At 36.9% G+C, this 25782-nt stretch carries 25 protein-coding genes and 1 pseudogene; 13 read left to right on the top strand and 13 right to left on the bottom strand.

The window, feature by feature from the left end:
- Window positions 1–126 precede the first annotated feature (126 nt).
- The 7 genes from GTK57_RS14810 (at window position 127) to sohB (ending at window position 7657) form a co-directional block, all read left to right on the top strand.
- A complete protein-coding gene (locus tag GTK57_RS14810) occupies window positions 127–753 on the top strand; it encodes an amidohydrolase family protein (protein ID WP_163123530.1) in 627 nt (208 codons plus the stop codon).
- Between the two features lie 7 nt (window positions 754–760).
- A complete protein-coding gene (locus GTK57_RS14815; protein ID WP_163123534.1) occupies window positions 761–1444 on the top strand; it encodes an amidohydrolase family protein in 684 nt (227 codons plus the stop codon).
- Window positions 1445–1717: 273 nt separating this feature from the next.
- Entirely contained in the window at window positions 1718–2743 is a 1026-nt protein-coding gene (locus GTK57_RS11040; RefSeq protein ID WP_163123538.1) for a substrate-binding domain-containing protein, read from the top strand.
- Between the two features lie 92 nt (window positions 2744–2835).
- Window positions 2836–4215, top strand: coding sequence for a phosphate ABC transporter permease subunit PstC (gene pstC / locus GTK57_RS11045; RefSeq protein ID WP_163123541.1), 1380 nt, complete (start codon window positions 2836–2838; stop codon window positions 4213–4215).
- Window positions 4215–5603 (top strand): phosphate ABC transporter permease PstA, encoded by a 1389-nt coding sequence (gene pstA, locus GTK57_RS11050; protein ID WP_152873690.1) that lies wholly within the window; start codon window positions 4215–4217, stop codon window positions 5601–5603. The genes pstC and pstA overlap by 1 nt, the downstream gene beginning before the upstream one ends.
- 11 nt (window positions 5604–5614) lie before the next feature.
- The gene (pstB, locus tag GTK57_RS11055; RefSeq protein ID WP_199287351.1) at window positions 5615–6538 is read left to right on the top strand and encodes a phosphate ABC transporter ATP-binding protein PstB; all 924 of its coding nucleotides are present in this window, start codon (window positions 5615–5617) and stop codon (window positions 6536–6538) included.
- A gap of 156 nt (window positions 6539–6694) precedes the next feature.
- The gene (gene sohB / locus GTK57_RS11060) at window positions 6695–7657 is read left to right on the top strand and encodes a protease SohB (protein ID WP_163123558.1); all 963 of its coding nucleotides are present in this window, start codon (window positions 6695–6697) and stop codon (window positions 7655–7657) included.
- A 59-nt stretch (window positions 7658–7716) separates the two neighbouring features.
- Here sohB and GTK57_RS11065 read toward each other — a convergent pair whose 3' ends face one another.
- On the bottom strand, window positions 7717–8349 hold the full coding sequence (locus GTK57_RS11065; protein WP_163123561.1) for a DUF2238 domain-containing protein: 633 nt from the start codon (window positions 8347–8349) through the stop codon (window positions 7717–7719).
- Between the two features lie 155 nt (window positions 8350–8504).
- Between GTK57_RS11065 and GTK57_RS11070 the strand changes: the two genes are divergently transcribed.
- Window positions 8505–8747 (top strand): hypothetical protein, encoded by a 243-nt coding sequence (locus GTK57_RS11070; RefSeq protein ID WP_163123564.1) that lies wholly within the window; start codon window positions 8505–8507, stop codon window positions 8745–8747.
- A 197-nt stretch (window positions 8748–8944) separates the two neighbouring features.
- On the opposite strand, the gene purB is transcribed toward GTK57_RS11070, so the two are convergent.
- The 4 genes from purB to GTK57_RS11090 are packed head-to-tail and all read right to left on the bottom strand — an operon-like array spanning window position 8945 to window position 12758.
- Window positions 8945–10333 carry an adenylosuccinate lyase gene (purB, locus tag GTK57_RS11075; protein ID WP_163123567.1) on the bottom strand — a complete coding sequence of 463 codons (1389 nt, stop codon included), beginning with the start codon at window positions 10331–10333 and terminating at the stop codon, window positions 8945–8947.
- A 56-nt stretch (window positions 10334–10389) separates the two neighbouring features.
- Window positions 10390–11121, bottom strand: coding sequence for a high frequency lysogenization protein HflD (gene hflD, locus GTK57_RS11080; RefSeq protein WP_163123570.1), 732 nt, complete (start codon window positions 11119–11121; stop codon window positions 10390–10392).
- A 13-nt stretch (window positions 11122–11134) separates the two neighbouring features.
- Window positions 11135–12268 (bottom strand): tRNA 2-thiouridine(34) synthase MnmA, encoded by a 1134-nt coding sequence (gene mnmA / locus GTK57_RS11085; RefSeq protein ID WP_152873694.1) that lies wholly within the window; start codon window positions 12266–12268, stop codon window positions 11135–11137.
- Window positions 12269–12272: 4 nt separating this feature from the next.
- Window positions 12273–12758, bottom strand: coding sequence for an NUDIX hydrolase (locus GTK57_RS11090; RefSeq protein WP_163123573.1), 486 nt, complete (start codon window positions 12756–12758; stop codon window positions 12273–12275).
- Window positions 12759–12956: 198 nt separating this feature from the next.
- Between GTK57_RS11090 and GTK57_RS11095 the strand changes: the two genes are divergently transcribed.
- Window positions 12957–14270: a flavin monoamine oxidase family protein gene (locus GTK57_RS11095; protein ID WP_163123576.1), complete on the top strand. Its 1314-nt coding sequence runs from the start codon at window positions 12957–12959 to the stop codon at window positions 14268–14270.
- A gap of 21 nt (window positions 14271–14291) precedes the next feature.
- On the opposite strand, the gene GTK57_RS11100 is transcribed toward GTK57_RS11095, so the two are convergent.
- From GTK57_RS11100 to GTK57_RS11125, 6 genes are all read right to left on the bottom strand, one after another.
- Window positions 14292–14888 (bottom strand): DJ-1/PfpI family protein, encoded by a 597-nt coding sequence (locus tag GTK57_RS11100; protein WP_163123579.1) that lies wholly within the window; start codon window positions 14886–14888, stop codon window positions 14292–14294.
- A gap of 143 nt (window positions 14889–15031) precedes the next feature.
- Window positions 15032–15478: a hypothetical protein gene (locus GTK57_RS11105; protein ID WP_163123582.1), complete on the bottom strand. Its 447-nt coding sequence runs from the start codon at window positions 15476–15478 to the stop codon at window positions 15032–15034.
- 49 nt (window positions 15479–15527) lie between these two features.
- On the bottom strand, window positions 15528–16058 hold the full coding sequence (locus tag GTK57_RS11110) for a gamma carbonic anhydrase family protein (RefSeq protein WP_163123585.1): 531 nt from the start codon (window positions 16056–16058) through the stop codon (window positions 15528–15530).
- Window positions 16059–16169: 111 nt separating this feature from the next.
- The gene (gene dacC / locus GTK57_RS11115) at window positions 16170–17318 is read right to left on the bottom strand and encodes a D-alanyl-D-alanine carboxypeptidase PBP5/6 (protein WP_152873680.1); all 1149 of its coding nucleotides are present in this window, start codon (window positions 17316–17318) and stop codon (window positions 16170–16172) included.
- Between the two features lie 118 nt (window positions 17319–17436).
- Window positions 17437–17811 (bottom strand): MCR_0457 family protein, encoded by a 375-nt coding sequence (locus GTK57_RS11120; protein ID WP_152873679.1) that lies wholly within the window; start codon window positions 17809–17811, stop codon window positions 17437–17439.
- 176 nt (window positions 17812–17987) lie between these two features.
- Window positions 17988–18362 (bottom strand): MCR_0457 family protein, encoded by a 375-nt coding sequence (locus GTK57_RS11125; protein WP_163123588.1) that lies wholly within the window; start codon window positions 18360–18362, stop codon window positions 17988–17990.
- A gap of 106 nt (window positions 18363–18468) precedes the next feature.
- Here GTK57_RS11125 and surE point away from each other — a divergent pair.
- The 3 genes and pseudogenes from surE to GTK57_RS11140 all read left to right on the top strand — a co-directional run bounded on the left by surE (window position 18469) and on the right by GTK57_RS11140 (window position 21253).
- Window positions 18469–19238 (top strand): annotated as a pseudogene (surE, locus tag GTK57_RS11130) (5'/3'-nucleotidase SurE).
- 181 nt (window positions 19239–19419) lie between these two features.
- Window positions 19420–20229 carry a peptidoglycan DD-metalloendopeptidase family protein gene (locus GTK57_RS11135; RefSeq protein ID WP_163123590.1) on the top strand — a complete coding sequence of 270 codons (810 nt, stop codon included), beginning with the start codon at window positions 19420–19422 and terminating at the stop codon, window positions 20227–20229.
- A 94-nt stretch (window positions 20230–20323) separates the two neighbouring features.
- Entirely contained in the window at window positions 20324–21253 is a 930-nt protein-coding gene (locus tag GTK57_RS11140) for a LysR family transcriptional regulator (protein ID WP_163123593.1), read from the top strand.
- A 62-nt stretch (window positions 21254–21315) separates the two neighbouring features.
- Here the strand turns inward: GTK57_RS11140 and GTK57_RS11145 are convergent, their stop codons facing one another.
- A complete protein-coding gene (locus tag GTK57_RS11145; RefSeq protein ID WP_163123595.1) occupies window positions 21316–22527 on the bottom strand; it encodes an aspartate aminotransferase family protein in 1212 nt (403 codons plus the stop codon).
- 200 nt (window positions 22528–22727) lie between these two features.
- Here GTK57_RS11145 and grxD point away from each other — a divergent pair, with 200 nt between their 5' ends.
- Window positions 22728–23069 (top strand): Grx4 family monothiol glutaredoxin, encoded by a 342-nt coding sequence (gene grxD / locus GTK57_RS11150; RefSeq protein ID WP_163123598.1) that lies wholly within the window; start codon window positions 22728–22730, stop codon window positions 23067–23069.
- Between the two features lie 57 nt (window positions 23070–23126).
- Here the strand turns inward: grxD and GTK57_RS11155 are convergent, their stop codons facing one another.
- Window positions 23127–25760, bottom strand: coding sequence for a Lon protease family protein (locus GTK57_RS11155; protein WP_163123600.1), 2634 nt, complete (start codon window positions 25758–25760; stop codon window positions 23127–23129).
- Window positions 25761–25782 lie beyond the last annotated feature (22 nt).

Consider the following 25782-nt stretch of genomic DNA (forward strand, 5'->3'; position numbering starts at 1 on the left):
AATGTGATGTAGTATGTAATTTATATATTTTTGTTGTATTATTCATCAATAATTAATGAGTTAATAAATCATTTATTAAAACTAAAACTATGAAGTTGTAAACAATCTATAAGATTGGAGATAAAAATGAAATTGAATAAAATAATCACAAAAACCCTTTTACTTTCTGCAATGGTTTGCGGGCATGTCAATGCAGCGGATCTTATTATTAAAAATGCAACGATATTCGATGGTACGGGTTCAGACCTAATTAAAAATGCAAATGTCATTATTGAAAATGGCAAAGTTAAGGCCATTGAAACAGGAAAAATAAAGGAAAAAGCAAAGCAAATTATCGATGCTAAAGGCAAAACAGTTATGCCGGGTTTAATTAACGCGCATTTACATTTGTTTTGGGATTTTTATGATATGCCTCCGCAAATGCCGGCAAGAAGTGAGGTAACAGCACAAGCTTTCATTAATGGAGATTTGACCACTAGATTACGTGGGCATTTAGAAAATGGTTTTACATCTACGTTTTCACCTATCGATTTTCAACCTTATATTTATCAAGTAAGAGATAAAATAAAGAAAGGTGAGATTATTGGTCCACGTATATTTGTGGCGGGTCCTGTTCTTTTAAATGCAGGTAGCTATTATGCTTGTGGTGATCTAAAAGATGAGGAGCTAAAATGGTGTAATGACCATGTACGCTTACCTATGGATACACCGGCACAAGCTCGTGCTTCTGTACAAGAATTGGTAAAAAAATAAATCAGATGTGGTTGTATTTGATGGTGTCACCAATCAAACAGTCATCAATAAAGAAGTTATCAAAACAATTGTAGATGAAGCGCATAAAAATAATCTTAAAGTTCTTGTGCATAATACAAATGCAAAAGATGTAAATACAATGTTAGATGCAGGTGTTGATGGGTTTATTCATCCGCCAACAGTCACTAAAGATGTTGATGGGACTATGCTGAAACGACTTGGTGAGCAACGTACGCCAATTGCAGTTACGCTAGGTTTCTTGGAGCGATATATCAAGCTTGGTTATGCATCTGATAAAGATAAGAATGATTACAATATTCTAGAAAACAACGTTAAGGTGATGCTGAAATCAGGTGCTGTACCGTTGTTTACCTCTGATATTCCTGGAATACCACCACAACAAGTGGTTCCTTTGGTAACACATGTTATGAAAGGTGAGGGGATTGATAATAAAACTATTCTTTTGTCAGCAACAAGTGAAGCAGCAAAGGCATTAGGTCAAAAGAATTTGGGTACGCTTGAAAAGGGTAAAATTGCCGATTTAATTATGATTGATGGTAATCCAATTCAAGATATCTCTGCGCTACAAAATATTGAATTGGTTGTGAAGGATGGTGTGGTTGTAACAAATCACTTAAACCAAAAGACTAAACCTGTGAAAGTAGATTGGCTGAATCAACCGATTAAGTAATCGCTTAACACAATTCGACGAGTCTGGATTTGTTTCAGCTCGTCGAATTTTTTTGTCAAAATTTTATAAATCATTTAAATATTACACAATTGAATTTTACTTATTTAAGTATTACAAGTTTCTATAAAGTTCAAAATTTTTAAGTATCATAAAAACGTAATATAGCTGTAACTTATCTGTCATATTATCTGCTCAAAATGCAATAACACAGAACAAGTACAAAACTGAATAAAAAAGTGGCGTACTCCAAATTTGCATAAAAGAGAGATTCAAATGCGCTATACACATATTGCACTTGCATTAGCAGTTTCAGGGGCAGCTGTAGCAACAACAGCAAATGCAGCTCGTGACACAATTCAAATCGCAGGATCTTCAACTGTTTTGCCATACGCAAGTATTGTCGCAGAAGAGTTTGGTAATACATTTCCACAGTTTAAAGCACCTGTAGTTGGTTCAGGTGGTACATCTGGTGGTTTAAAACAGTTTTGTAATGGCGTGGGTGATAACACCATTGATATTGGTAATGCATCTCGTAAAATAAAAGATTCAGAATTAGCTGCTTGTAAAAAAGCAGGTGTGAACCAAGTTTTAGAAATTAAGATTGGTTATGACGGTATTGTTTTTGCATCGAACTCTAAGAAAGCATCTTACAAATTACGTCCACAACATGTATTCGCTGCCTTAGCTGCAGAATTACCATCAAATGGTAAAATGGTTGCAAACCCTTATACACGTTGGAATCAAATTGATAAATCGCTTCCAAATGAACCGATTACTTTAGTTATTCCAGCATCAAACCACGGTACGCGTGAAGTGTTCCAAGAAAAAATGGTAGATGCAGGTTGTGAAACATATTCAGCAATTAAAGCTTTAGATAAAGATGCGCAAAAGAAAGTGTGTTCAACTTTCCGTAAAGATGGAAAAGTAATTGAAATTTCAGGTGATTACACAGAAACATTGGCACGACTTAAAACATCTCCAAGTGCCGTTGGTGTATTCGGTTTAGGTTTCTATGAACAAAACCGTGACAAACTTCGTGTTGCTACAGTCAATAATGTTTCACCATCTGAACAAACAATTTTAAATGGATCTTATCCTGTATCACGTCCGTTATTCTTCTACGTGAAAGGTGAGCATCTTAAGTCAATTAAAGGTTTACCAGAATTTACTGAATACTTCTTAAGTAAAAAAGTGTCTGGTAAGGGCTCTAAGTTAGATAAAGCAGGTCTGATTTCAATGTCAGATAAAGAACGTGCGCAAGTGCTTGCGAACTTTAAAGCGGGTAAAGCTGTAAAATAATATAATTAAGCTGATGATTGGTACAACTGATCATCAGCTTTCTATTTAGTGTCACAATATTCAAAAAATAATTGGAAATTGGTGGAAAATAAATGAATCTGCTACTTATTGGTGTGTTGTTAGCAGTTATTGCTATCGCTTATCAAATTGGATTATCCAAAAGCCGCACACTAGCAGGTAAGGGAAATAACTCTGCGCAGTTGCATTCGCGTCCGGGCTATTATGGCGCACTAGTCGCTTTATGGTGTGGTATTCCTGCATTCTTGATTTTATTGGTTTGGAATATTGTTGAACCAAGTATTTTAACGCATGTTGTATTAAATAATGTTCCTGCAAATATTGCAGCAAATTTAGATCCTGCAACCACGGGTGTTTTGGTCGATCGTGTTCAAGCCATTGCTTCAGGTTTTGGGGTAAGTGATATTCCAGCAAGTTATGAAGTTGCAGCAGCAGAACAATTAGCAAAATTTCAAACCATAGGTACATTTGCAAAAATGGCTTTGGTGATTTGTGCTGCACTTTTAGGTTTGGTTTGGGCGAAGAAGAGAATTTCAGAACAATTCCGCGCGCGAAACCAAGTCGAAAAAATTATGAATCTCGCGCTTGCATTATGTTCAGGCGTTGCAATTTTAACGACTGTTGGCATTGTAATGTCGATGTTTAGTGAAGCTTTAAGATTCTTCCATTTTGTTAATCCATTTGATTTCTTCTTTGGTACAGAATGGAACCCTGGTTTTAGTACATCAGGTCATGCAGAAGGTAGTTATGGTTTGCTTCCATTGTTATGGGGCACACTTATGGTGAGTGGTATTGCACTTTTAGTTGCAGTGCCTGTTGGCTTAATGATTGCCATTTATCTTGCTGAATATGCATCTTCAAGTTTCCGTTCATGGGCAAAACCTGCCATTGAAGTTTTGGCAGGTATTCCAACTATTGTGTACGGTGTTTTTGCCTTAATGATTATTGGTCCTTTTGCAAAACAAGCGGGTGCTTATATTGGCTTAGACATAAATGCCACGAGTGCTTTAACTGCAGGTTTTGTCATGGGAATTATGATTATCCCATTTGTATCATCACTTTCAGATGACATCATTACTCAAGTACCACGCTCATTACGTGATGGTTCATTGGGTTTAGGTGCGACAAAGTCTGAAACTATTCGTCAGGTGGTTTTACCTGCTGCACTACCAGGAATTATAGGTGCATTTTTACTTGCCGCTTCACGTGCAATTGGTGAAACCATGATTGTGGTATTGGCCGCAGGTAATAGTCCACTACTACATATTAATCCGCTAGAAGCTGTTTCAACAGTCACGATTACCATTGTGAATCAATTAACGGGAGATACAGATTTTGCAAGTCCACAAGCATTGGTTGCCTTTGCTTTAGGTCTGACATTATTTGTAATTACCTTAGGTTTAAACATTGTTGCACTTTACATCGTGCGTAAATATCGCGAGCAATACGACTAATGAGCAATACGAATACAAATACATTGGCTACAAGCGATCCCCAAAGGGCCGCTGAGCTTAGAGAAAAGCGTAAGAATACGATTGCAAAATCATTATCAAAACGTCACCGTAAAGAAAAAACGTTTCGTGTTTTGGGCTTCTCGGCTGTTGTTGCAGGATTATTTTTTGTCGCGCTGTTGTTCGGTAGTATTCTTGCAAAAGGTTTACCATCATTTTGGCAAAGTAGTTTAACAGTGCCTGTGTATTTCGACCCAAGTGTGATTAATGCTGGACCGAAACCAAAACAACAGGTCAATGAAGCACCTGCGAAATATCAGGAACGTTTAATTGCATGGCAAACCCAAATGGGAATGGCTGATTGGGACTTGTTATTGGTGAACGGCATTATTGCAGAAGATCCTAAATTGGAATCTAAGCGAGATGAAGTTGCGTCACTATACACCAGCTCAGAAGCATATCGTTTAAGAGATATGGTACTTGAAAACCCAGCTCTTATTGGTCAAAAGAAAGACGTAAAAGTACTTGCTGATGCCAATATTGATGTTTGGTTAGCAGGAAATATTGATCGATCTTTACCTGATGATCAGCAACAACTTAGCCCAGAAGTACGACAGTTAGCAGATGGTTTAAAGGCAGCAGGTATTATTAAGAATACTTTCAATACTAATATTTTCTTTAGTCCAGATTCACGTAGTTCACCTGCAACATCAGGTTTAGCTGGTGCATTTATGGGCTCATTATTCATGATGTTTATCGTGATTCTGATCTCAATTCCAATTGGTGTTGCATCTGCGGTTTATTTAGAAGAGTTTGCACCTAAAAATCTGATTACTGACATTATTGAAGTCAATATTAATAACTTAGCTGCTGTACCATCAATTGTGTTTGGTTTGCTTGGTGCTGCCATCTTTATTGGATGGATGCACATGCCACTTTCTGCGCCGTTAGTAGGTGGTTTAGTGCTGAGTTTAATGACTTTACCAACAATTATTATTACCACACGCGCATCTTTAAAAGCTGTGCCACCCTCTATTCGTCAGGCAGCTTTGGGTTTAGGTGCTTCTAATTTGCAAACGGTGTTTCATCACGTATTGCCATTGGCATTACCAGGTATTTTAACTGGTGCAATTATTGGTGTTGCGCAAGCACTGGGTGAAACGGCACCGCTACTTCTTATTGGTATGAGTGCATTCGTTGCAAGTGTACCTGCAACTCCATTTGATCAATCTACAGCATTACCTGTGCAAATTTTCTTATGGCAAGGGAATGAGCTTCGTAACTTCTTTGAAGGGCGTACAGCTGCTGCAATTATCGTACTTTTAGCATTAATGATTGGCTTAAACGGTCTTGCTATTTGGTTACGTAAAAAGTTTGAAGTTCGTTGGTAATTCGGGGCATGATGATGAATACAGTAAATGCTACAAAAACAAATTCCTTAGAACAGGATAAATCGGTGAATTCAGAACATACACAATTTACATCGCAAAATGTAGATCAAAAACCATCAACTTCTTTTGTATCTCAGTTTGATACACAGGCTTCGGCAAAGAAAACGCCAAAGTCTACCAATGTGAAATTGAGTACTTCAGATGTACATGTTTACTACGGTGAATCTGAGGCGATTAAAGGCATTGACCTTAATATCTACGAAAATGAAGTGATTGCATTTATTGGACCATCAGGTTGCGGTAAATCTACATTTTTACGTACTTTAAACCGCATGAATGACACGATTGATTCATGTCGTGTTACGGGTAAGGTGCTGTTGGATAATCAAGATATCTACGATCCTAATCTTGATGTTGTATTGCTTCGTGCGCAAGTTGGAATGGTATTCCAAAAGCCGAATCCATTTCCAAAGTCAATTTTCGATAATGTCGCTTATGGTCCAAAATTACATGGATTAGCACGTGATAAATACGATTTAGAAGAAATTGTAGAAAATAGCTTAAATAAAGCAGGTCTTTGGAATGAAGTGAAAGATCGTTTAAGTCAGCCGGGAACAGGTTTGTCTGGCGGTCAGCAACAACGTTTATGTATTGCGCGTACAATTGCTGTTTCGCCAGAAGTTATTCTAATGGATGAGCCTTGTTCTGCGTTAGACCCAATTGCAACTGCAAAAATTGAAGAACTTATTTCTGAGCTTTCTACACAATATACCATTGCAATTGTAACGCACTCGATGCAACAAGCAGCACGTGTTTCAGACCGTACAGCATACTTCCATTTAGGTGATTTAATTGAAGTAAATGCAACTGAAAAAGTATTTACTCAGCCAGATCATCAACTAACAGAAGCATATATTACAGGGCGCTTTGGTTAATATATTGCTGAAATTAAAGGAGCCGAAAGGCTCCTTTTTTTACGAATATAAGAATAAGAATAACCAATGAGAATTATTTTCAAATAGGCATTGATTTTTAGTGTTAAAGACCACATCTTATAAATCATAAATATGTATTTGATGAGCTTAAATTATATGTTATTTCACGCGACCAAACTTCCTGCTGAAATTCGTGTGCATCACTTAAATGCTCGAGTGAATGAACAACGGAAAAAAATAGCTCAAACAACAGCATCAAAATTTGAACTTTTACAATTAAGTCAGCAACTGATTAAAGAAGCACGAGTACGTAAAAAAACCAATGAAAAAATTTATATACTCGACTTTAAAGGCGATACAGCTGCCTCTGCTGTAGAACAATTACGTGAAGAAATCACATTGGTTTTAGCTACTGCAAAAGCAGGGCGTGACCGTGTTGTTTTACGTTTGGAAAGCCCAGGTGGAATGGTTCATGGTTATGGACTTGCTGCTGCACAATTGGTTCGTTTACGTGATGCAGGCTTTAAACTGAGTATTTGTGTCGATAAAGTCGCTGCAAGTGGTGGTTATATGATGGCATGTATTGCATCTGAAATTGTTTCTGCGCCATTTGCTATCGTTGGTTCAATTGGTGTGGTTGCACAAGTACCAAACTTTAACCGTTTGCTAAAAGACAATAAAATTGACTTTGAACTTTATACTGCAGGTCAATTTAAACGTACTGTGACTATGTTTGGAGAAAATACTGAAGAAGGCAAAGCGAAGTTTGAAGAAGAGTTACAGCAAACGCATAACTTATTTAAGCACTTTGTTGAAAAGTATCGTCCACAATTAAATGTTGAAAAAGTAGCAACAGGCGAGCATTGGTACGGTCAAGATGCTTTAGATTTAAACTTGGTGGATAGCTTAAAAACTTCAGATGAATACATTTTAGGTTTATTGGCTAAACATGATGTTTATGTCATTGAAACACGTAAAAAACCGACATTAGGTGAGAAATTAGGTCTTCAGGCAGCACAAATTGCAGATTCGCTTATTCCTACAGTTTTGAATAAAGTGATGGAAACTTTAAGCAAAGCAAGTTCAAGTCTGGTGCAAATTCGTGATCCAAAACTTTAATATTATCTCGATTTAAACCGTATAAAAGCTCACTTTAGTGGGCTTTTTTAATGCGTTTTTTATCTTTTGTCGCAGCGACTAAACAGCATGATGAGCCCCGTAATGATTGCACCGAGTGTAGCAATCAACATATCTTTGTGTGCATCCCACATGTCGCCTTGCTGACCATTGTAGTTTTCAGCTTCTTCAGGCGATAAGCCTATAGATAGTAGCCACTCAATCCATTCATAAATCAAACTGGTTGCCATGACGAACTGTACTGTGAGGAAGAATAGGACTTTGGCTGAAAGCGTTGGAAACCAAATTTGGAATAGTCTTAAAAAGAAAGGGTAGAGCAATAGCCCATAAGCAAAATGCACCAAACGATCGTACATGTTGCGTGTCCATCCCATCGCTTGATTCAAGTCAAAATTTAGATATTGAATCAACCATTCGTTATATGGCACATAAGAATACAGATAATGAGCACCTAAAACATGAATCACCAAAAAGCCTAAGTAAAGTACAAAACTTGATAAAGTTAATCCAATTTTTTTCAAGCAAATGAAAAGGGCAATGATCATTAACACCGTACCGATTTGATGGAGCAGGTAAGATGAAAATTCTAAATGTTGAATCGATGCAATGACGATACACGTGGCAAGAATAGCTAAGCTTAGCCAATGCTTTGAAGTGAGTTGGTGATAAATCATAGTTATTGTTTTCTTTTTATAAGTGGAAAATTTTGGCTAGTATATTCAAATGTGAAACGGAAAGAAATATTCGAATGAAGCAATTTTCGCTATCACGCATTACCGAAATTTATTGAATCCGTTAAACTCTATTTTTAAATTTGGGGGTATACGACATGGCGGGAATGGAAGCATTTATCGCAACTCAAAATTGTTATTTTAATTATGAATTTGAGGAATTGAATCAGTTGGATGGGGATTTTCCTGAAGAGCTTTCTATTTCTTTACGTGGCATGATGTTCCGACATGAAATTCAATATCCCGAAGCGACATATTATATTTATTACAGTGATATTTTGACAGGTTGTGAATTGCAACGTATGAAAGATGATTTTGCTAACTACTGTCCTTTGGAATAACTTTTTGGCCTAAATTTCCCTCTCCTAGTAGGAGAGGGTTAGGGAGATGTTAATGCCTTCATTCCCTACGAAGCAGTGCTACTCATCTTCCAAAGGGAGAGAGGGTACGATGCAACATCAAAAAGTTAGGGAAGTATAAATAAAAAAGCGAAGCCTAAGCTTCGCTTTTTTATATCATCTAAAATTAGATTTTAGACTTAGATCTTAGAGATAAGATCAGCAACATTGCGAGCTTGTTCAGCAGCATTACCTGTATAAGATGCAGGTGTCATTTCTGCTAAACGCGCACGATCTTCAGCAGGAACAGCAGAAAGTTCGTTACCATTTACGAAATCAACCATCATCTCACGTGTCATTGCTTGACCACGAGTAAGGGCTTTTAATTTTTCGTATGGTTTTTCAACTGCATAACGACGCATAACTGTTTGAATTGGTTCTGCAAGAACTTCTTGAGCATGATCAAGATCTTCAAGAATACGCGTAGCATTCAATTCAAGTTTACCAATACCTTTAGAGCAAGCTTCAAAAGCAATTAAGCTTTGTGCAAAACCAACACCCATGTTACGAAGAACAGTAGAGTCAGTTAAGTCACGCTGCCAGCGAGATACAGGAAGTTTCTCACCTAAGTGACCCAATACTGCATTTGCAAGACCTAGGTTACCTTCAGAGTTTTCGAAATCAATTGGGTTTACTTTATGTGGCATTGTTGAAGAGCCAACTTCGCCTTCTTTCAAACGTTGTTTGAAGAAACCAAGTGAGATGTAGCCCCAAACGTCACGGTTAAAGTCGATTAAGATAGTGTTAAAACGACGAAGCGCATCAAAAAGTTCCGCCATGTAATCATGTGGTTCAATTTGAGTTGTGTACGGGTTGAATGCTAAACCTAAAGATTCAACAAATGCTTGTGAATGTGCAGGCCAGTTAATTTCTGGGTAAGCAGAGTAGTGCGCGTTGTAGTTACCTACAGCACCGTTAATTTTACCCAATAATTCAACTTGTTTGAATTGTTTGATTTGACGTGCAAGACGGTAAGCCACGTTCGCCATTTCTTTACCCAACGTTGTTGGGCTAGCAGTTTGACCATGTGTACGAGACAACATTGGTTGTTCTGCATGTTTTTCAGAAAGCGCAACAATTGAATCGATGATTTGTTGCATCGCAGTGACTAAAACGTCACGACCATTTTTAAGCATTAATGCATGAGACAAGTTGTTAATGTCTTCAGAAGTACATGCAAAGTGAATGAACTCACCTGCATCTTTTAATTCTGCGATATTTGCAATTTGTTCTTTAAGGAAGTATTCAACCGCTTTAACATCGTGGTTTGTTGTACGTTCAATTTCTTTAATGCGGTTTGCATTGTCTTCTGAAAAGTTCGCAACAATTGCATCAAGCGCTGCATTTGTTTCTGCACTAAAAGCAGGAACTTCAGTAATTTCAGGACGGTTTGCAAGTGCTTGTAACCAGCGTACTTCAACAGTCACACGAGCATGGATTAAACCAAACTCAGAGAGGAAAGGGCGCAAAGCATCACATTTGCTAGCGTAGCGTCCATCTAATGGAGAAAGTGCGGTTAAAGCGTTCATAGCGATTCCTTAAACTTTGGAACTAAACGAAAAAACAAAAACTCGATTTGCATCAGTTAAACCACCTGAAACTGTAATCGAGCCAGATCCTGAATATCTTTTAAAAGCTTACGTTTGGTGAAGATCATCGTCCATGAGCTTCCACCAGATTGACGCCACAAATGCGCCATTTGTAAGCCAGTAAATAGGGATGCTCGAATACGATTGGTATGCGAGCTATCTTTAAATGCCTCAGCATTGCCTTTGACCATAATACGCGGGTTAATTTGACCTGCGGTATCGACATAAGTTTGGGCTAAATTGGCAAGGATGCTTGGGTGTAAGTAATTATTATCGAAAAATGAAAGTTGTTTCAGAATTTTTTGTTGTGATTTTTCAATAATTTCTACAAATTTAGGATTGCTATAAACCTTCTTTTCTAAATGGAGAAGTGACATTGCATAGGACATGGGTAATTTGGTTTGAGAAAATTTTGGAATTTTAGATTTTGGCGATGGATTGAAGGGTTGGGTGATGCTACTTTCTAAAGTTTTTAAACCTAATGAAATATCGGCAAGTTGATTAAAATAATCTAAAGTTTGCGAACACGGTTTGGTTTGTGGTCGAATATTTAAACTGGCTTTAATCAACTGTTCCAAATAAAAGTTACCGTTTTCGCCTGTGCTCTGTCGTCCAGATAGTGCTGTCATATGGGTAAGCTGCGCAGATTGAAAAACAGCAGCCAACGCCAACGCTCTATTTTGACGTACATTCAGAGTTTGAAGCGGTTGAAACGGTAACTCTGTCATGCCAAATATTCCTTTAAATAAAATCAGGTTTCGGGGCATTGGTATGATGAATCACACCGCCACCTAAACAAACTTCATCTGCGTAGAACACTACACTTTGTCCTGGGGTTACAGCACGTTGTGGTTCATCAAATTCAACACGAACGCCATTTGGCATGTCGGCATCTTTGTAAATCACACAACCTTGGTCAGGCTGACGATAACGCGTTTTCGCTGTACAGCGGAAACCTGTTTCAGGAATCTCTTGTTCGCCTGCAACCCAATCAATTTCCTCGCTCCAAAGTATAGAACTTTGCATAAGAGGATGTTCATGACCTTGACCAATCACTAAGCGGTTATTTTCAATATCTTTGTATAAAACAAACCATGCGCCTTCAGCAGCACCTTTTAAGCCGCCTAAGCCAATACCGCCACGCTGACCGAGCGTATAGTACATTAAGCCGTGATGTTCACCAACCTCTTTGCCATCATCTAATACAATTTTTCCTGCTTGAGCAGGTAAGTATTGTTTTAAGAAGTCATTAAAGCGACGTTCACCAATAAAACAAATACCTGTTGAATCTTTTTTCTTGGCTGTTGCTAAACCTAATTCTTCTGCAATACGACGCACTTCAGGTTTTTCAATTTCACCTACAGGGAACAAGGTTTTGTTAATTTCACGACCATGAACCGCATGTAAGAAATAAGTTTGATCTTTATTTTGGTCAAAACCACGAAGTAAAGGCGCATATTCTTCACCACGTGAATTTTTTAAAGTTTCACCACGACGGCAATAATGACCTGTTGCAATAAAGTCTGCACCAAGGTTAATTGCATGATCTAAAAATGCGCGGAATTTAATTTCTTTATTACATAAAATATCTGGGTTTGGCGTACGACCAGCTGCATATTCTGCTAAGAAATGTTCGAATACACGATCCCAATATTCCATAGCAAAGTTAGCAGTATGAAGTTTGATGCCAATTTTGTCACAAACGGCTTGTGCATCGGCTAAATCTTCCATTGCCGTACAGTATTCCGTGCCGTCATCTTCCTCCCAGTTTTTCATGAAAAGACCTTCAACTTGATAACCTTGTTGAAGAAGTAGTGCAGCAGAAACAGATGAATCTACACCACCAGACATACCGACGATGACACGTTGTTGCATAGGACTAGGCATCCAAATTTGTAAATAGGGGAGAATTTTGGTGCTCATAAATGAGCGATAAAGGATATTTTTGACCTGTTAAAGCATCTTCAACGGCTTTAATCACCAAAGGACTACGAGCGCGTGCAGATTCTTTAAGTTCATCCAATGTCATCCATACAGCACCGACGATATCTGTATCTAATTTCGCATTTTCATGATGATGAACATCTTTAGCTAAAAAGCAAAAACGATAGTACGTGCGGTCTGGAAACATAGGAGGTGTATAAGTATAAATACCAAGCAATGATTCGATTTCGACATCATGCCCAGTTTCTTCTAAAGTTTCACGAATGGCAGCTTGAATAAGCGTTTCATCGCATTCAACCTGACCCGCAGGTTGATTGAATACAGTATGCGTTACACCTTCTGTATGTTCTTCAACAAACAGAAATTTCCCGTTTTTTTCGATAACGGTAGCAACAGTCACGTGAGCTGTCCAAGCGGTCATTAAAAAACACCATGGATAAGGATGTACTATTGTATAAAATTTTGAGGTGTGTGGCTATGGCAGTGGGTTTTTTCTTTAAAGCTATTTTTTAATTTTAAAAGCAAGATTCGGACTTAGAACGAAACTCTAACACACGGTTTAAATATTTTATTTATATTCTAAATTAAGTATTTATTTTAAATTAGAAATTCTATTTTTATGTTAAAAACACAAGGAAATTTATTACCTATCATTGTGATTGGTGCAGGTATCTCTGGCCTTTCATGTGCAAAAAAACTTCAAGAAGCAGGAAAAAATGTCATTGTTTTAGAGGCAAAAGACCGAATAGGTGGTCGTTTGCATTCTATGAAAAATAAGGATGATGTGTTTGATCTAGGTGCATCTTGGATTCATGGTATTGAAAATAATCCAATTTGGGATATTGCCCAAAAAAATAATATTGAAACAGCTGTCTTTAATTATGTAGATTCAGATTTCTTTCATGAGAATGGTCAACCATTTACTATTCAAGAAAAGAAAGAGTTTGAGTCTTATATAGAGCAAATTGAAGAGAAACTTACAGAAGCGACGGATGTTTCTGCTTTGGTTTCATTACGTGAAATTTTGAATAACTTAGAAATAGAAAGTGAAAGTTTTTCGCCTGATCATTTAAAGCATTTAATCTTTTCGTTTTTTGAAAAATATGCCAATGACCCATATGCGACAGATTTGTATGGGCTGTTTTCACAATATCAAAAATATGAAGGATACTTTGAAGGTGATGAAGTCATATTTCCACACGGTTATTCACAAATTTTAAATGATGTATCGAGTGATATTGATATTAATATCAAAACCAATTCTGCCGTAAAGAAAATTCTTTATGATAAAGATGTTGTCAAAGTTGTCGATCATAACAATACAGAATATTTAGCATCTAAAGTGGTGGTGAGTGTACCTTTAGGTGTTTTGAAAAATAAAAGTATTGAATTTAGTCCTCAATTACCAGAACAGCATCAATATGCAATTGATGCTGTAGGTTTTGGGTCTTTTAATAAAATATTTTTTGAATTAGATGAATCACTTGATTTACAAAAGAACTCTGATGCAAATAGCTTTTATTATTGGGTTGGTAATACTTGGTATAACGTTTTAGATTTATCTAAAATATATAAAAAGCCTGTTTATTTAATGTTATTTGGCGGAAAGCTGTCTGAGTTTGTAGATAATGCGACGAATAAAGAGGTTTGGGATTTTATTTATAAAAACTTAAATACAAGTCTTAAAAAATTGCCGAATAAGCCAAAAAGAATATTCATTACCCGTTGGGGCGTAGATGAATTTAGTTATGGCTCATTTAGTTTTCCTTCTATTTATCATAATGAAAGTTTGGTCGCTACTTTGAATGAAGCGATTGGTAACCGTATTTTCTTTACTGGTGAGCATTGTAGTTTGGAATATGCAGGCACAGTACATGGTGCACATATGAATGGTTTGGAAACAGCAGAAGAAATTGAAGCTGTTTTAAAATAATTTAAGCTAAACTCTAAATCTTTATGTGTTGAGCATTTTAAAACCCATTCGGTTTTTAATGTTCAACATGTTTTCTTTTGATGTGAGTTGTTCAAGTGTCATAAATGCAACGTCTAATGCTGTTTCAGGTGAAGATGATGTAATGATATTTCTATCTTGAACAATTCTTTCATCATTTAATATTACGCCAAAGTCTTGTAATTGTTTTCTTCTTACGCTTCCTTCAAAGTTATATGTTGTGGCATTGCGATCATTTAAAACACCGCTTTTGGCGATGCTTAAAGCTGCAACACAAATAGAGGCAATTAATTTGTTTTCTTGGTCGAAGTATCGAATCACATCTAAGAATCTTTCATCAAAGGCATCTATATAAAAGCCTGTTTCTTCAAATCCACCAGGAATGGCTAAAGCGTCGTAATCTTCTAAATTGATATTATCCAAGGTGAAATGCGGTATGCATTTGTAGCCCCATGTGCATTCAAGAATGGGATGTAGTCCGACAGAATCTAGCTGAACAGAGCCATCGCCTTCAAATGAGTTCCAACCAAATACGTCTGTAAACACACTTGCTTCATAAGATTCAAAGCCATTTGCGAGTAAAAGTAATATTTTTTTCAAAACATGAACCTTATTTTTTGAAAGTAGAGATCTTAAACTATAAAATAATGGAATGTTTTTGTATGTGATTATCTCTGTAGTAGAAGGTGGTTAATTTGAAATGAAAAGCCCAATAAATATTAATCAGGCTTTGATGAGAAAGGTTATTGTTCTTTAATTGTTTTTGAGATTTTTTTGTCATTCATGTGTTGACTTGGTCCTAGCATTCTATTTTGTACGGTTTCATTGGACATGATATTTACCATGGATGTACGACCCAAAAATTCAAATGCACTTTCTAAAGCATTAGTCCCTTCATTTTTAATAACATCACGAATTTCTGTACTACAATTTTCAATTAGAATTCGTTCATAAATTTTAGCTATTTTCTTATCTGAACTGATTAACTCATTTGCGGGTATACTGACATATTTTGAAAAATCAGGATTAGAAGCTATGGAGAAAAAGATATATTTAGCTAATTGTGATTTATCATTTTTAGATATATTGTTGTCTAAACATTGTTCAAGATTATGTTGATAAGGACCTGCATGGCTTATTGTTGTTAATAAAATGAATGGTATGCTGTATAGAGCTGACTTTAATTTCATGAATTGTTACTCGTTATTAAAGTTAAAATATATTTATCCAACTAGTAAATTATTTATAATTCCCTGAAACTTTCACATAATTTTGTGCAGAATAAGGTAAAAAAGCGAGTTCTTTTTCAGTCAATTTACGCACTTGCTTAACAGGGCTTCCCACATACAAATAACCACTTTCCAAACGCTTATTGGGTGGAACAAGAGAACCTGCGCCAATCATCACATCATCTTCAACAATCACATCATCTAAAATAATAGTACCAATACCCACAAGCACACGGTTTCCAATTGTACAACCATGCAATTTAACATGATGACCAACCGTAACATCTTCACCAATAATTAAAGGCGAACCCTCAGGTTTATCTGCTTTTTTATGGCTTACGTGAAGCATAGAATGATCTTGAACATTCGAATTTTTACCAATATGAATATGGTTTACATCACCACGAATCACAGCAAAAGGCCAAACGGAAACATTTTCTGCCAAAATGACATCACCAATAACAACAGATAAATCATCGATATAACAAGAAGCATCAATTTGTGGGGCAGTGTCTAAATAAGGACGAATGTTTTTAGTCATGGTTAAAATCAAATGTTTAGAATGAATGTAGTATAAATAAAAAAGCATCTATATCGAAATATAGATGCTTTATCTTAAGTCTAAGATGACAATATCTTAAAAGATAAGTTCTTAGAATAAGTTAGCAAAGAATTGCTTAATATGATCGATCATGCGAGAGAAGAAACCAGCTTCTTCAACTGCTTGTAAAGCGACAAGCGGTTTTTCTGCAATTACTTTACCATCTAAAGTTGCTACGAATTTACCAACAACTTGACCTTTTTGAAGGGGTGCAGTCAATTTAGGCTGTACTACAAGCTGAGTTTTAATGGCATTTGCTTTGCCTTTAGGCATAGTCACATTAAAGTTTTCAGCTAGACCAATTTGAACGTCGCTGTCTTTACCGTACCAAATTTTAGATTTTGCTAAAACTTGATTTGCAGGTTGAACTTTTACAGTTTCAAAGTTTGCATAGCCCCAAGCCAATAACTCACGTGTTTGAGATGCGCGTTCATTCATGCTCTGTGTACCAAAAATCACAGAAATTAAGCGCATTGGCCCACGTTTAGCAGAAGTGGTTAAGCAATAACCGGCTTCATTGGTATGACCTGTTTTTAAACCATCAACACTTGGGTCAGTGTAAAGAAGTGCGTTACGGTTACCTTGCTTAATACCGTTAAACGAAAATTCTTTTTCTGAATATAGTGGATAGTATTTTGAACTGTCATGAATAATGTGTTTTGCAAGCGTTGCCATGTCTTTTGCTGTTGAATAATGACCTTCCGCAGGCATACCTGTAGAGTTCATAAACTGTGTATTCGTCATACCAATTTTTTTGGCTTCTTCATTCATAATATGAACGAAAGTGCCTTCATTACCAGCAATGTGTTCAGCCATTGCTTTTGAGGCATCGTTACCCGATTGAATGATAATACCACGGAGCATTTCTAAAGCAGTTGCAGTACCGTTAAGTGGAACATACATGCAAGATTCCGAGCTACTGCCACGGCACCATGCAGATTCATTCATGCGTACTTTTTCATCTTCCGTGAGTTCACCGCTCAATAACTTTTGTTCAATGATGAAACTTGTCATCATTTTTGTCATTGAAGCAGGTGCTAATTTTTCATTTTCATTTTTTGCAGCTAGGATTTGCCCTGTTTCATAATCCATCAAAACATAAGATTTATTATTTAGTTCTGGTGGCGTTGGTAAAACAGTCGCTGCATATGAAAGACTAGGTAGTAATATTAATGCAGCAAGGGCGCTTTTTCCGGTCATTTTTAGGTGGTTCCAATATTCTGATATAAGCACAACGTTCATGCATTCTAGGGCAAATGCAAGCTGACTTCTACGGGAAAAATCAGCTAATTTTCAAAAGTATTGTAACGAAAATAAATTAATTGCTGTAAGTGGCTACATCTTCACAAATTGCTTTGTTTTTTTCATCGCCCGCTTTTTTCGCATCTGCTTTTGCTTCATCTAAAATAGGTGCAAAACTTGACTGTTTAGACAATAAATTTAAAGCTGCAACAGGGTCTTTTTCTTTAGGTAAATATTCCGTCACTAATTTTTTATAGCCTGTTTCAAATTTTTTCTGATCTGAAATTTGGCTCGGGCATATTTCAGATAAAACATAAATTGCAGCAAGTTCTTGATGAGTGATATCTTGAATAGGGGTAACTTCAATATTTTCATCTTTTGCATTTGAAACTTGGCTTAAGCTTAAACCAAATGCAATTGCAGTGAGTGTTTTTACAATTTGAGATTTCATAACTTTGGATTGCCTAAAAATTTGTTTATATTTTTAAGGTTATGATGATTGTATATTTTTATGCAAATGAAAAGATACTGAATGTATAAAAGATGTTGAAAGTGCAAAGATTTTGTCAGAAATAAGGATGAATGATGGAAATTGGGTTGAATGATGTTGTATCCAACCCAAAGCAATTACATCTCTATTGTTGAAACTTCAGTACACGCAAATTGATTTTCTTCTTGCGATGCGTCTTTCAGTGCTTCGCGTGCCTCTTGAAGTAAAATTTTATACTCAGCGTCTAATTTTAATTTTTCTAAGGAAATGTTTTTATCTGAATAATCGGCTAAGTATTCAGAAATGAGGTTTTTAATATTTTGATCGAATTTGGCATTTTTACCGATTAGTGTCGGACACACTTCTTGCATGATTTGAGCTGAGGCAACATCTTCTTTAATTATACTATTTTTTTCTGCTAGGCTTAGATCTGTTGTTGCATAAATAGATTGAGTCATTGCAAGTGTTATAGCCAAATAGAATGAATAGCCTAATTTTATAGGAAGTTGCATTTTATCTCAATATTTAGGTAGATGTTGACGCAACAATATATATAATATTTATTATATTTCAATAAATTGACCTGATTGGTCATTCAATTAAGTGAAAGAGTTTTACGTGAATATTCTCATATCAAATGATGATGGTGTTTTTGCGCCAGGCATACAAGCTTTGGCACAAGCATTAAAACCTTTAGGTCGAGTAGTCGTTGTTGCGCCAGAAAGTGAAAGAAGTGGTTTTCAAGCGCATTAACTTTAGATAGACCATTGAGACCTATTCAAATTTCATACGATGTTTGGGCTGTAAATGGCACACCTGCAGACTGTGTTTATTTGTCTATGAATGGTTTATTCGATTTTGAATTTGACTTGGTTGTTAGTGGTATTAATAGCGGTGCAAATTTGGGTGATGATGTTTTATATTCAGGAACGGTTGGTGCGGCATTTGAAGGGCGTTTAATGAAACAACTTGCAATTGCAGTTTCGTTGGCAGGTGCAAATGTACGTTCATATAACGAACCAAAAGACTATGCGGTTGCGGCACAATGGATTCATGATTTTATTGCCAAAGGTTTACCTGAATTACCATCACGTCATATTTTAAATATTAATATTCCAGATGTTGCCGAGTTAAAAGGTGCGAAAGTGACGTATCAAGGGCAGAGAAGTCAGTCAAAGCCTATTACCAGTCATGTTGACCCTCGTGGACGTCAAGTTTTTTGGATTGGACTTTCAGGTGAGTCTGTCACAGAACAGAAAAAAGGTTTGAATGGTATTGAATCTGACTTTTTCGCTATTGAAAATGGCTACGTGAGCGTTACGCCAATTCAAATGGATGCAACCAATTATTCAGTGTTAAGTGAATTAGACTTTGCTTTAAATAAGTAATGTATTTGGGAATCTGTATTTAAATATTTTATTTGTACATTAAAATAAAATATGAACGATTGATGGACTGGAATGTTATAACTTTGTGAAAAAGTACTTTATCTCGAATTTTTATGTACTTTTTTTTGCTACTCTTAGTGCTAATACGTGGAATTAATTTAAAAATTAGTGGGGAAGATGAATGCCTTTGGTGTCAAATTATCGTGGAAAAGCTATGCCATTTAAATTATTAAAAACGATCGTTATATCAACAGCGGTGATTGCGACAGTCGTATTAAGCGGTTGTGCGTCTAAACCACAGATAAATAATGCTACGCGTTATGCAGCAGCACCAAATTATTATACTGTGCGTACGGGCGATACATTAAGTGGTGTTGCTGCACGTTATGGTTTAAGTTATATCAGCGTTGCTGAAATGAATGACATTGCAGCGCCTTACCGAATTTATGTTGGACAGTCATTACGTTTGAAAAAGGGTAGTGCACCACGTACAACAAATACTCAGGCGATGACACAAGTTGCACCTATTCAACGTCAAAAAATTGATCTTCCCACAAATCAACCTGCAAAAACTGTAGCACCTGTTACTGCACCGACAGCTGTTGCAACATCTTCATCATCTTCTTTACGTTGGGTAAAACCAACCAATGGTGCAATTATTTCTAGATTTGACTCTGCACCAAATGTGAAGGGAATTCGTTATAGCGGAAACGTGGGCGATCCTATTTTTGCTGCTGCCGATGGACAAGTGGTTTATGCCGCAGATGGTTTAAAGGAATATGGTAATTTAGTGTTGGTGAAGCATGTTAATGGGTACATTACGGCTTATGCACATAACAGTAAAATGCTAGTGAAAAGTGGTCAAAATGTGACAGCTGGGCAAAAAATTGCAGAGATGGGTTCTACAGGAACTACACGCACAATGTTAGAGTTTCAAGTGCGCCTTGATGGTAAGCCAATTGACCCTGCAAAAATTTTACCAATTAATTAATTTTTTGTAATACAAAGCATAAATTTCACCGTATAATACAATGAGTTGCTTTTATTGGAAGATGGAAGTTTCTCATGATTTCAGAGGGAAATTTATGTTAGATCAACTTCGTGCAATGGGCGTATTCGCGTGCGTTGTTGAAAAAAGTTCGTTTAGTGGCGCAGCTCGTCAGTTAGGAATTACGACGAGTGCGGTAAGTCAGCAAATTCGTTCTTTGGAAAATGATATGGAAGTCACGCTTCTGCATCGTTCTACCCGAAAATTGAGTTTAACTGAAACAGGGCAAGCTTTTTTCCACAGTTGTAAAGAAATGCTTGCGGCAGCTGAACGTGGGAAAATTCGAATTAATGAATTGCGTGATGATTTGGTGGGGGGGTTGCGTATTGCAACAACACCAGAACTCGGAGCAAATCATGTTATTCCTGCATTGTCGCAGTGGATGTCAGCTCATCGTGGTTTATCAATTCATATTGAAGCAGATAATCAATGTATAGATTTAATAGAAGGGCGCATTGATATTGCACTTCGTATGAGTCTAAAAAACGAAGATACTAATTTACAAGTTTTTCCACTAGTACGAGTTGAGCAAGTTTTAGTTGCTTCACCAAGTTATTTAAATCAATCTACACTTGTTTCTCGTCCAGAAGATTTTCGTAATCACGATTTAATACCTGTGAGTTTAACGAAGAATGCTCAAAATTTTGATTTTAAGCATATTTCTAATGCCGAAACTGTAAGTTTAGAAATGGATTCTCGTTTTACAACGAATAATGTCATGGTTGCTAAATCTTTATGTTTACAAGGGCTAGGTATCGCAAGATTATCTTGCCTTGATGTACAAAAAGAGCTGCAAACTGGCGCTTTGATTGAAGTTTTACCTGAATGGAAATTGCCTGCTTTTACCTTAAATGCAATTACATCTAAACATGATCAACAGCCCATGAAAATTCACCGTTGCTTAGATGCGCTAAAACAATATTTTAGTCAGCTACCTGGTGGAAGAACTTTTCAAGATTTACCGTAGTTTGAAATAATACTGATACATAAAAAAAGCCGCATATGCGGCTTTTTTTATGTGATTTAGATTTAAGCTAAAAATGCTTTAACCATTTTCACAATTCGTTCAATCAGTTGATCTGCCTGAGCTTTATCAATATTTAAAGCAGGAAGTAGGCGGATGACAGAACCTGCTGTAACGTTAAGAATAAGCTTATATTCATCACGAGCAACATCTACAAGTTGGGCACATGGTTTTGGTAGTTCAAGACCAATCATTAAACCAAAACCACGAACAGTGACGTTTTGACCGTCAAGCTGTTGTTTAAACTGCTCAACAATATATGTACCCATGTTTGCTGCATTTTCTACTAAATTATCTTTTTGAATAGTATCAATAACGGTATAAACAACACGTGAACCAAGTGGTGTACCGCTATAAGTAGAACCGTGATTCCCTGCAGTTAAAACACCAACGCCACGACCTTGAGTCATCACAGCACCAATAGGGAAGCCATTACCTAAGCCTTTAGCTGTCGTCATTACATCAGGAATGATGTTGGTGTGTTGGTACGCAAAGTATTTACCCGTACGACCATTCCCTGTTTGAACTTCATCAAGCATCATTAACCAATTGTGCTGATTGCAAATTTGACGAATATCTTCAAGGTAGCTAAAACCTTGTGGTGCAGTATTTACACCGCCTTCACCTTGAATAGGTTCAACTAAAATCGCAACGATATCTGGATGATTAATGGCTGCTTCTTCAATCGCTTCAATGTCGCCAAATGGCACACGAATAAAGCCTTCAACCAATGGTCCAAAACCATCTTGAACTTTTTTATTGCCTGTTGCAGAAAGCGTTGCCATAGTACGACCATGGAATGAATGATCGGCAACAATAATTTTAGGGTTTGAAATACCTTGTAGATGACCAAATTTACGTGCAATTTTAATTGCACCTTCATTCGATTCTGCACCGCTGTTCGAGAAGAAGATTTCTTCCATACCTGAAACTTCTGCAAGTTTTTGCGCAGCTGCAGTTTGCCAAGGTACTTCAAATAGGTTACTTGTATGAAGTAAAGTTGATGCTTGATCAACAATTGCTTCTGTTACAGCAGGGTGTGAATGACCTAAACCACAAACAGCAATACCTGTAAGTGCATCGAAATATTCAGTACCATCTGCGGTATATAGATAAGAACCTTGTCCTCGGACAAAGCTGATCTGCTGACGGCCAAATACAGGCATCAAATGTGATGGTTGATCAGTTTTCACGGGAGCAAAGGTAACGTTATTCATGGCTAACTCTTATCTGTTAGTTGATTGGGAAATTTGGATATTAATGCCAGATAGATCAAAGGCATTAAGATGTTCTATATAAGCAAAATCTACCTAAAAATTAAAGCCCGATTGTAAATAAAAATGGATTTATTACTTTTGACATATTGTTTTGTGTAGATTTGGGTATAATGCGAAACAGAATTATTGAGGATTTATCAATGACTGAACAAGCACGCGATACCGAAGTGTTAATTCGTGACCAAATTGCTAAACATGCCGTTCTTCTTTACATGAAAGGCACTCCACAATTTCCACAATGTGGTTTCTCTGCACGTGCGGTAGAAGCGCTTAGTCAAATTGGTCGTCCATTTGCTTATGTAAATATTTTGGAAAACCAAGATATTCGCGCAATGTTGCCACAAATTGCAAATTGGCCTACATTTCCACAATTGTGGATCAATGGTGAGTTGATTGGCGGTAGCGATATCATGCTAGAAATGTTCCAAACAGGTGAATTAAAAACCCTAGTTGAACAATATAGCGCAGCACCTGAAGCTTAATTCAGTTGTTGAATCGAAAAAAAAGCGCCTAGATGGCGCTTTTTTTATGGGGCTTATTTAATTTTCATCAGATTTTGAATCTAAAGGTTCTGATTTCTGCTCAACATCTTTAGTTTCAGCTTCTTTCGACTTCGCTTTATCCTTTTTCTTATCTTTATTTTTTTTCTTCTTTTTCTTTGGCTTAACTTCTTCAAGCACGGCACCATCTTCAATGGCTTGCCAATACTCAAGTTGAGCCATAACAGCTGCGTAAATAGAACCTTTGGTATAGCGACCTTTTTTATCGAGTTTTCCAACAGGGCGCGCCATCAGTATTTCAAGCGCTTGGTCGATGGTATCAATGGCATGAATATGGAATTGACCTTCTTGTACGGCTTCAATCACATCTTTACGCAACATTAAATGTTCCATGTTTTGACGTGGAATAATCACACCTTGTTTGCCTGTTAAACCTTGTAGTTTACATGCATCGAAGAAACCTTCAATTTTAGCGTTTACACCACCAATTGGCTGTACTTGACCCAATTGGTTCATAGAACCTGTGATTGCCCAAGATTGATCGATTGGTAATTGGCTAATTGCGGAAATAAGCGCTGATAACTCGGCAACGGTTGCGCTATCACCATCGACTTGACCATAGCTTTGTTCAAATGCGAGTGCTGCTGAGAAGTGAAGAATTTGTTCACGACCAAAATGTGCTTTTAAGAAACTAGACATGAGTAACACGCCTTTGGCATGTAACGAACCACCAAGTTCTACACTTCGTTCAATATCTAGAATATCTCCGCCACCTTGATAAACAGATGCTGTTAAGCGTGATGGTAAGCCAAATTCTACATCTGCATATTGAATAACAGAAAGGGCATTAATTTGTCCTAGACGATGTCCACGCGTTTCAATAAGTTGTGTGCCACGTGATAAATCTTGCCAATACAATTCACGTAAATAACCTAAGCGATATTTACGATGATCGAGTGCGGTATTGATATGTGCTTCAGTCACCATTTTATCTTCAGCTTTAGCAGCATGATGATGTGCTTCACGAATTAAATCACCAAGCGTTAAAGCATGTAATGACAATGAGCTTTGATCTTCTGCTTGACGGCTTGAATCTGTGAGTAAAGCGGCCAATGCACTACGGTCAAATGGAAGTAACTTGTCTGATTGAACATAGTCTGCAATGAGCTGCATATAGGCTTGTTCGTTTAATTCATTACGTTGCAAAGTATCGGTGAAATCTGCACGAATTTTGAAAATACTGCCAAGTTCAGGCTCAAGTTCTAAAATTTCATAATAAATTTCAGGTTCAGCAAGTAAAATCACTTTAATATTTAAAGGAATTGCCGCAGGTTCTATAGAAATGCTACCTGTTAGGGTAATCATATGTTCTAAAGATGAAAGCTTGAGTTGCCCAGATTTTAAAGCACGTTTTAAACCTTGCCATGCATAAGGTTGTTCAAGCAATTGCTCGACTTCTAGAATTAAAAATCCGCCATTGGCTTTATGTAATGAACCTGGTCGAATTAATGTGAAATCTGTGGTAATTGTACCTTGTTGAGTGAGTTGTTCTACGTGACCCAATAAGTTGTAGTGGGTTGGGAAGTCTTCAAATATAACAGGCATGCCAGAATTAGGTTTGTGTGTAACCACGATATTGGCTTGATAGCGGGCAGGAACACGACTGAATAAGCCCGCGGTAAAATCATCTTCCTCTTGTTCAAGTACCACTTCAACATTGTTAATAATGTCTTCTGCATAATGTTTAAGGTAGTCGGCTAAATCATTGATATATTTAAATTTATTCAGCATCGACTCAATGCGTGGAACAACTACTTTTTTTGCAATATCTCGGTTTAGAACTTGAACTTTATCACGTGCATGATCTTCTAAATCACCCAAATGCATGCCTAAACGCTCAAGCTTTTTATCCATATAGCGCATGTTTGCTGAAATTTCAGCACGATCTTTCGTATTTAATGCATTAATTTCGGCTTGCGTCATTTCCTGCATTTTATTGTCTTTTAAATGCATTGGAACAAAGCAATGTTCTTCATTGCTTGAAATGAGTTTTAAATCTAATTCTTCGCCTTCTTTAGTTAGTTCAATCAATGCAAGTTGTTGTTCATCGCCTGTTTGTTGGCGAATCATCTCAATACGGTTGTGATAAGTTTCAGCTGTAAAACGTCGTTCAAGCTGTTTCAGTACGGTTTGCCAAGTTTGATGTAATTGTGTTTGAAATTTTGGTGCTTGTCCCGCAGGCATTTGTAGGGCAATAGGTTGGCGTGGATGTTGAAAGTTATAGACATAAACCCAGTCATTGGGTGTAGGCATTGTTTTGGCATGTTGTTGAAGTAAACGCTTGATCATTGTGCGTTTACCTAAACCCGCCGTACCTACAGCAAAAATATTGTAGCCTGAATATGGCAGGGCAATACCTGCTTCAACAGATGCACGAGCGCGGTCTTGACCTAGAAAATTATTTAAAGGCTTTATTCTTTTTGTAGACGATGGAATTTTTTCCATGTCTGGGCTATGTGTAAGCTGTTTATCTTCAAGTTTGGTTTGTACAAGCGTATTCTGAATTTCGTTTTGATCAAATGCTGATAAAAGGCTAGTTTGTGTCGTGTCTTGATTTAGGTTTGTTGTGTTAGCAGATACAGCAGAATTAACTTGATCGAGTTTTTTGGGCACAGTTGAGATCCAAAACAAAATT

This window comes from Acinetobacter portensis (assembly GCF_010646905.1).
Taxonomy (GTDB): domain Bacteria; phylum Pseudomonadota; class Gammaproteobacteria; order Pseudomonadales; family Moraxellaceae; genus Acinetobacter; species Acinetobacter portensis.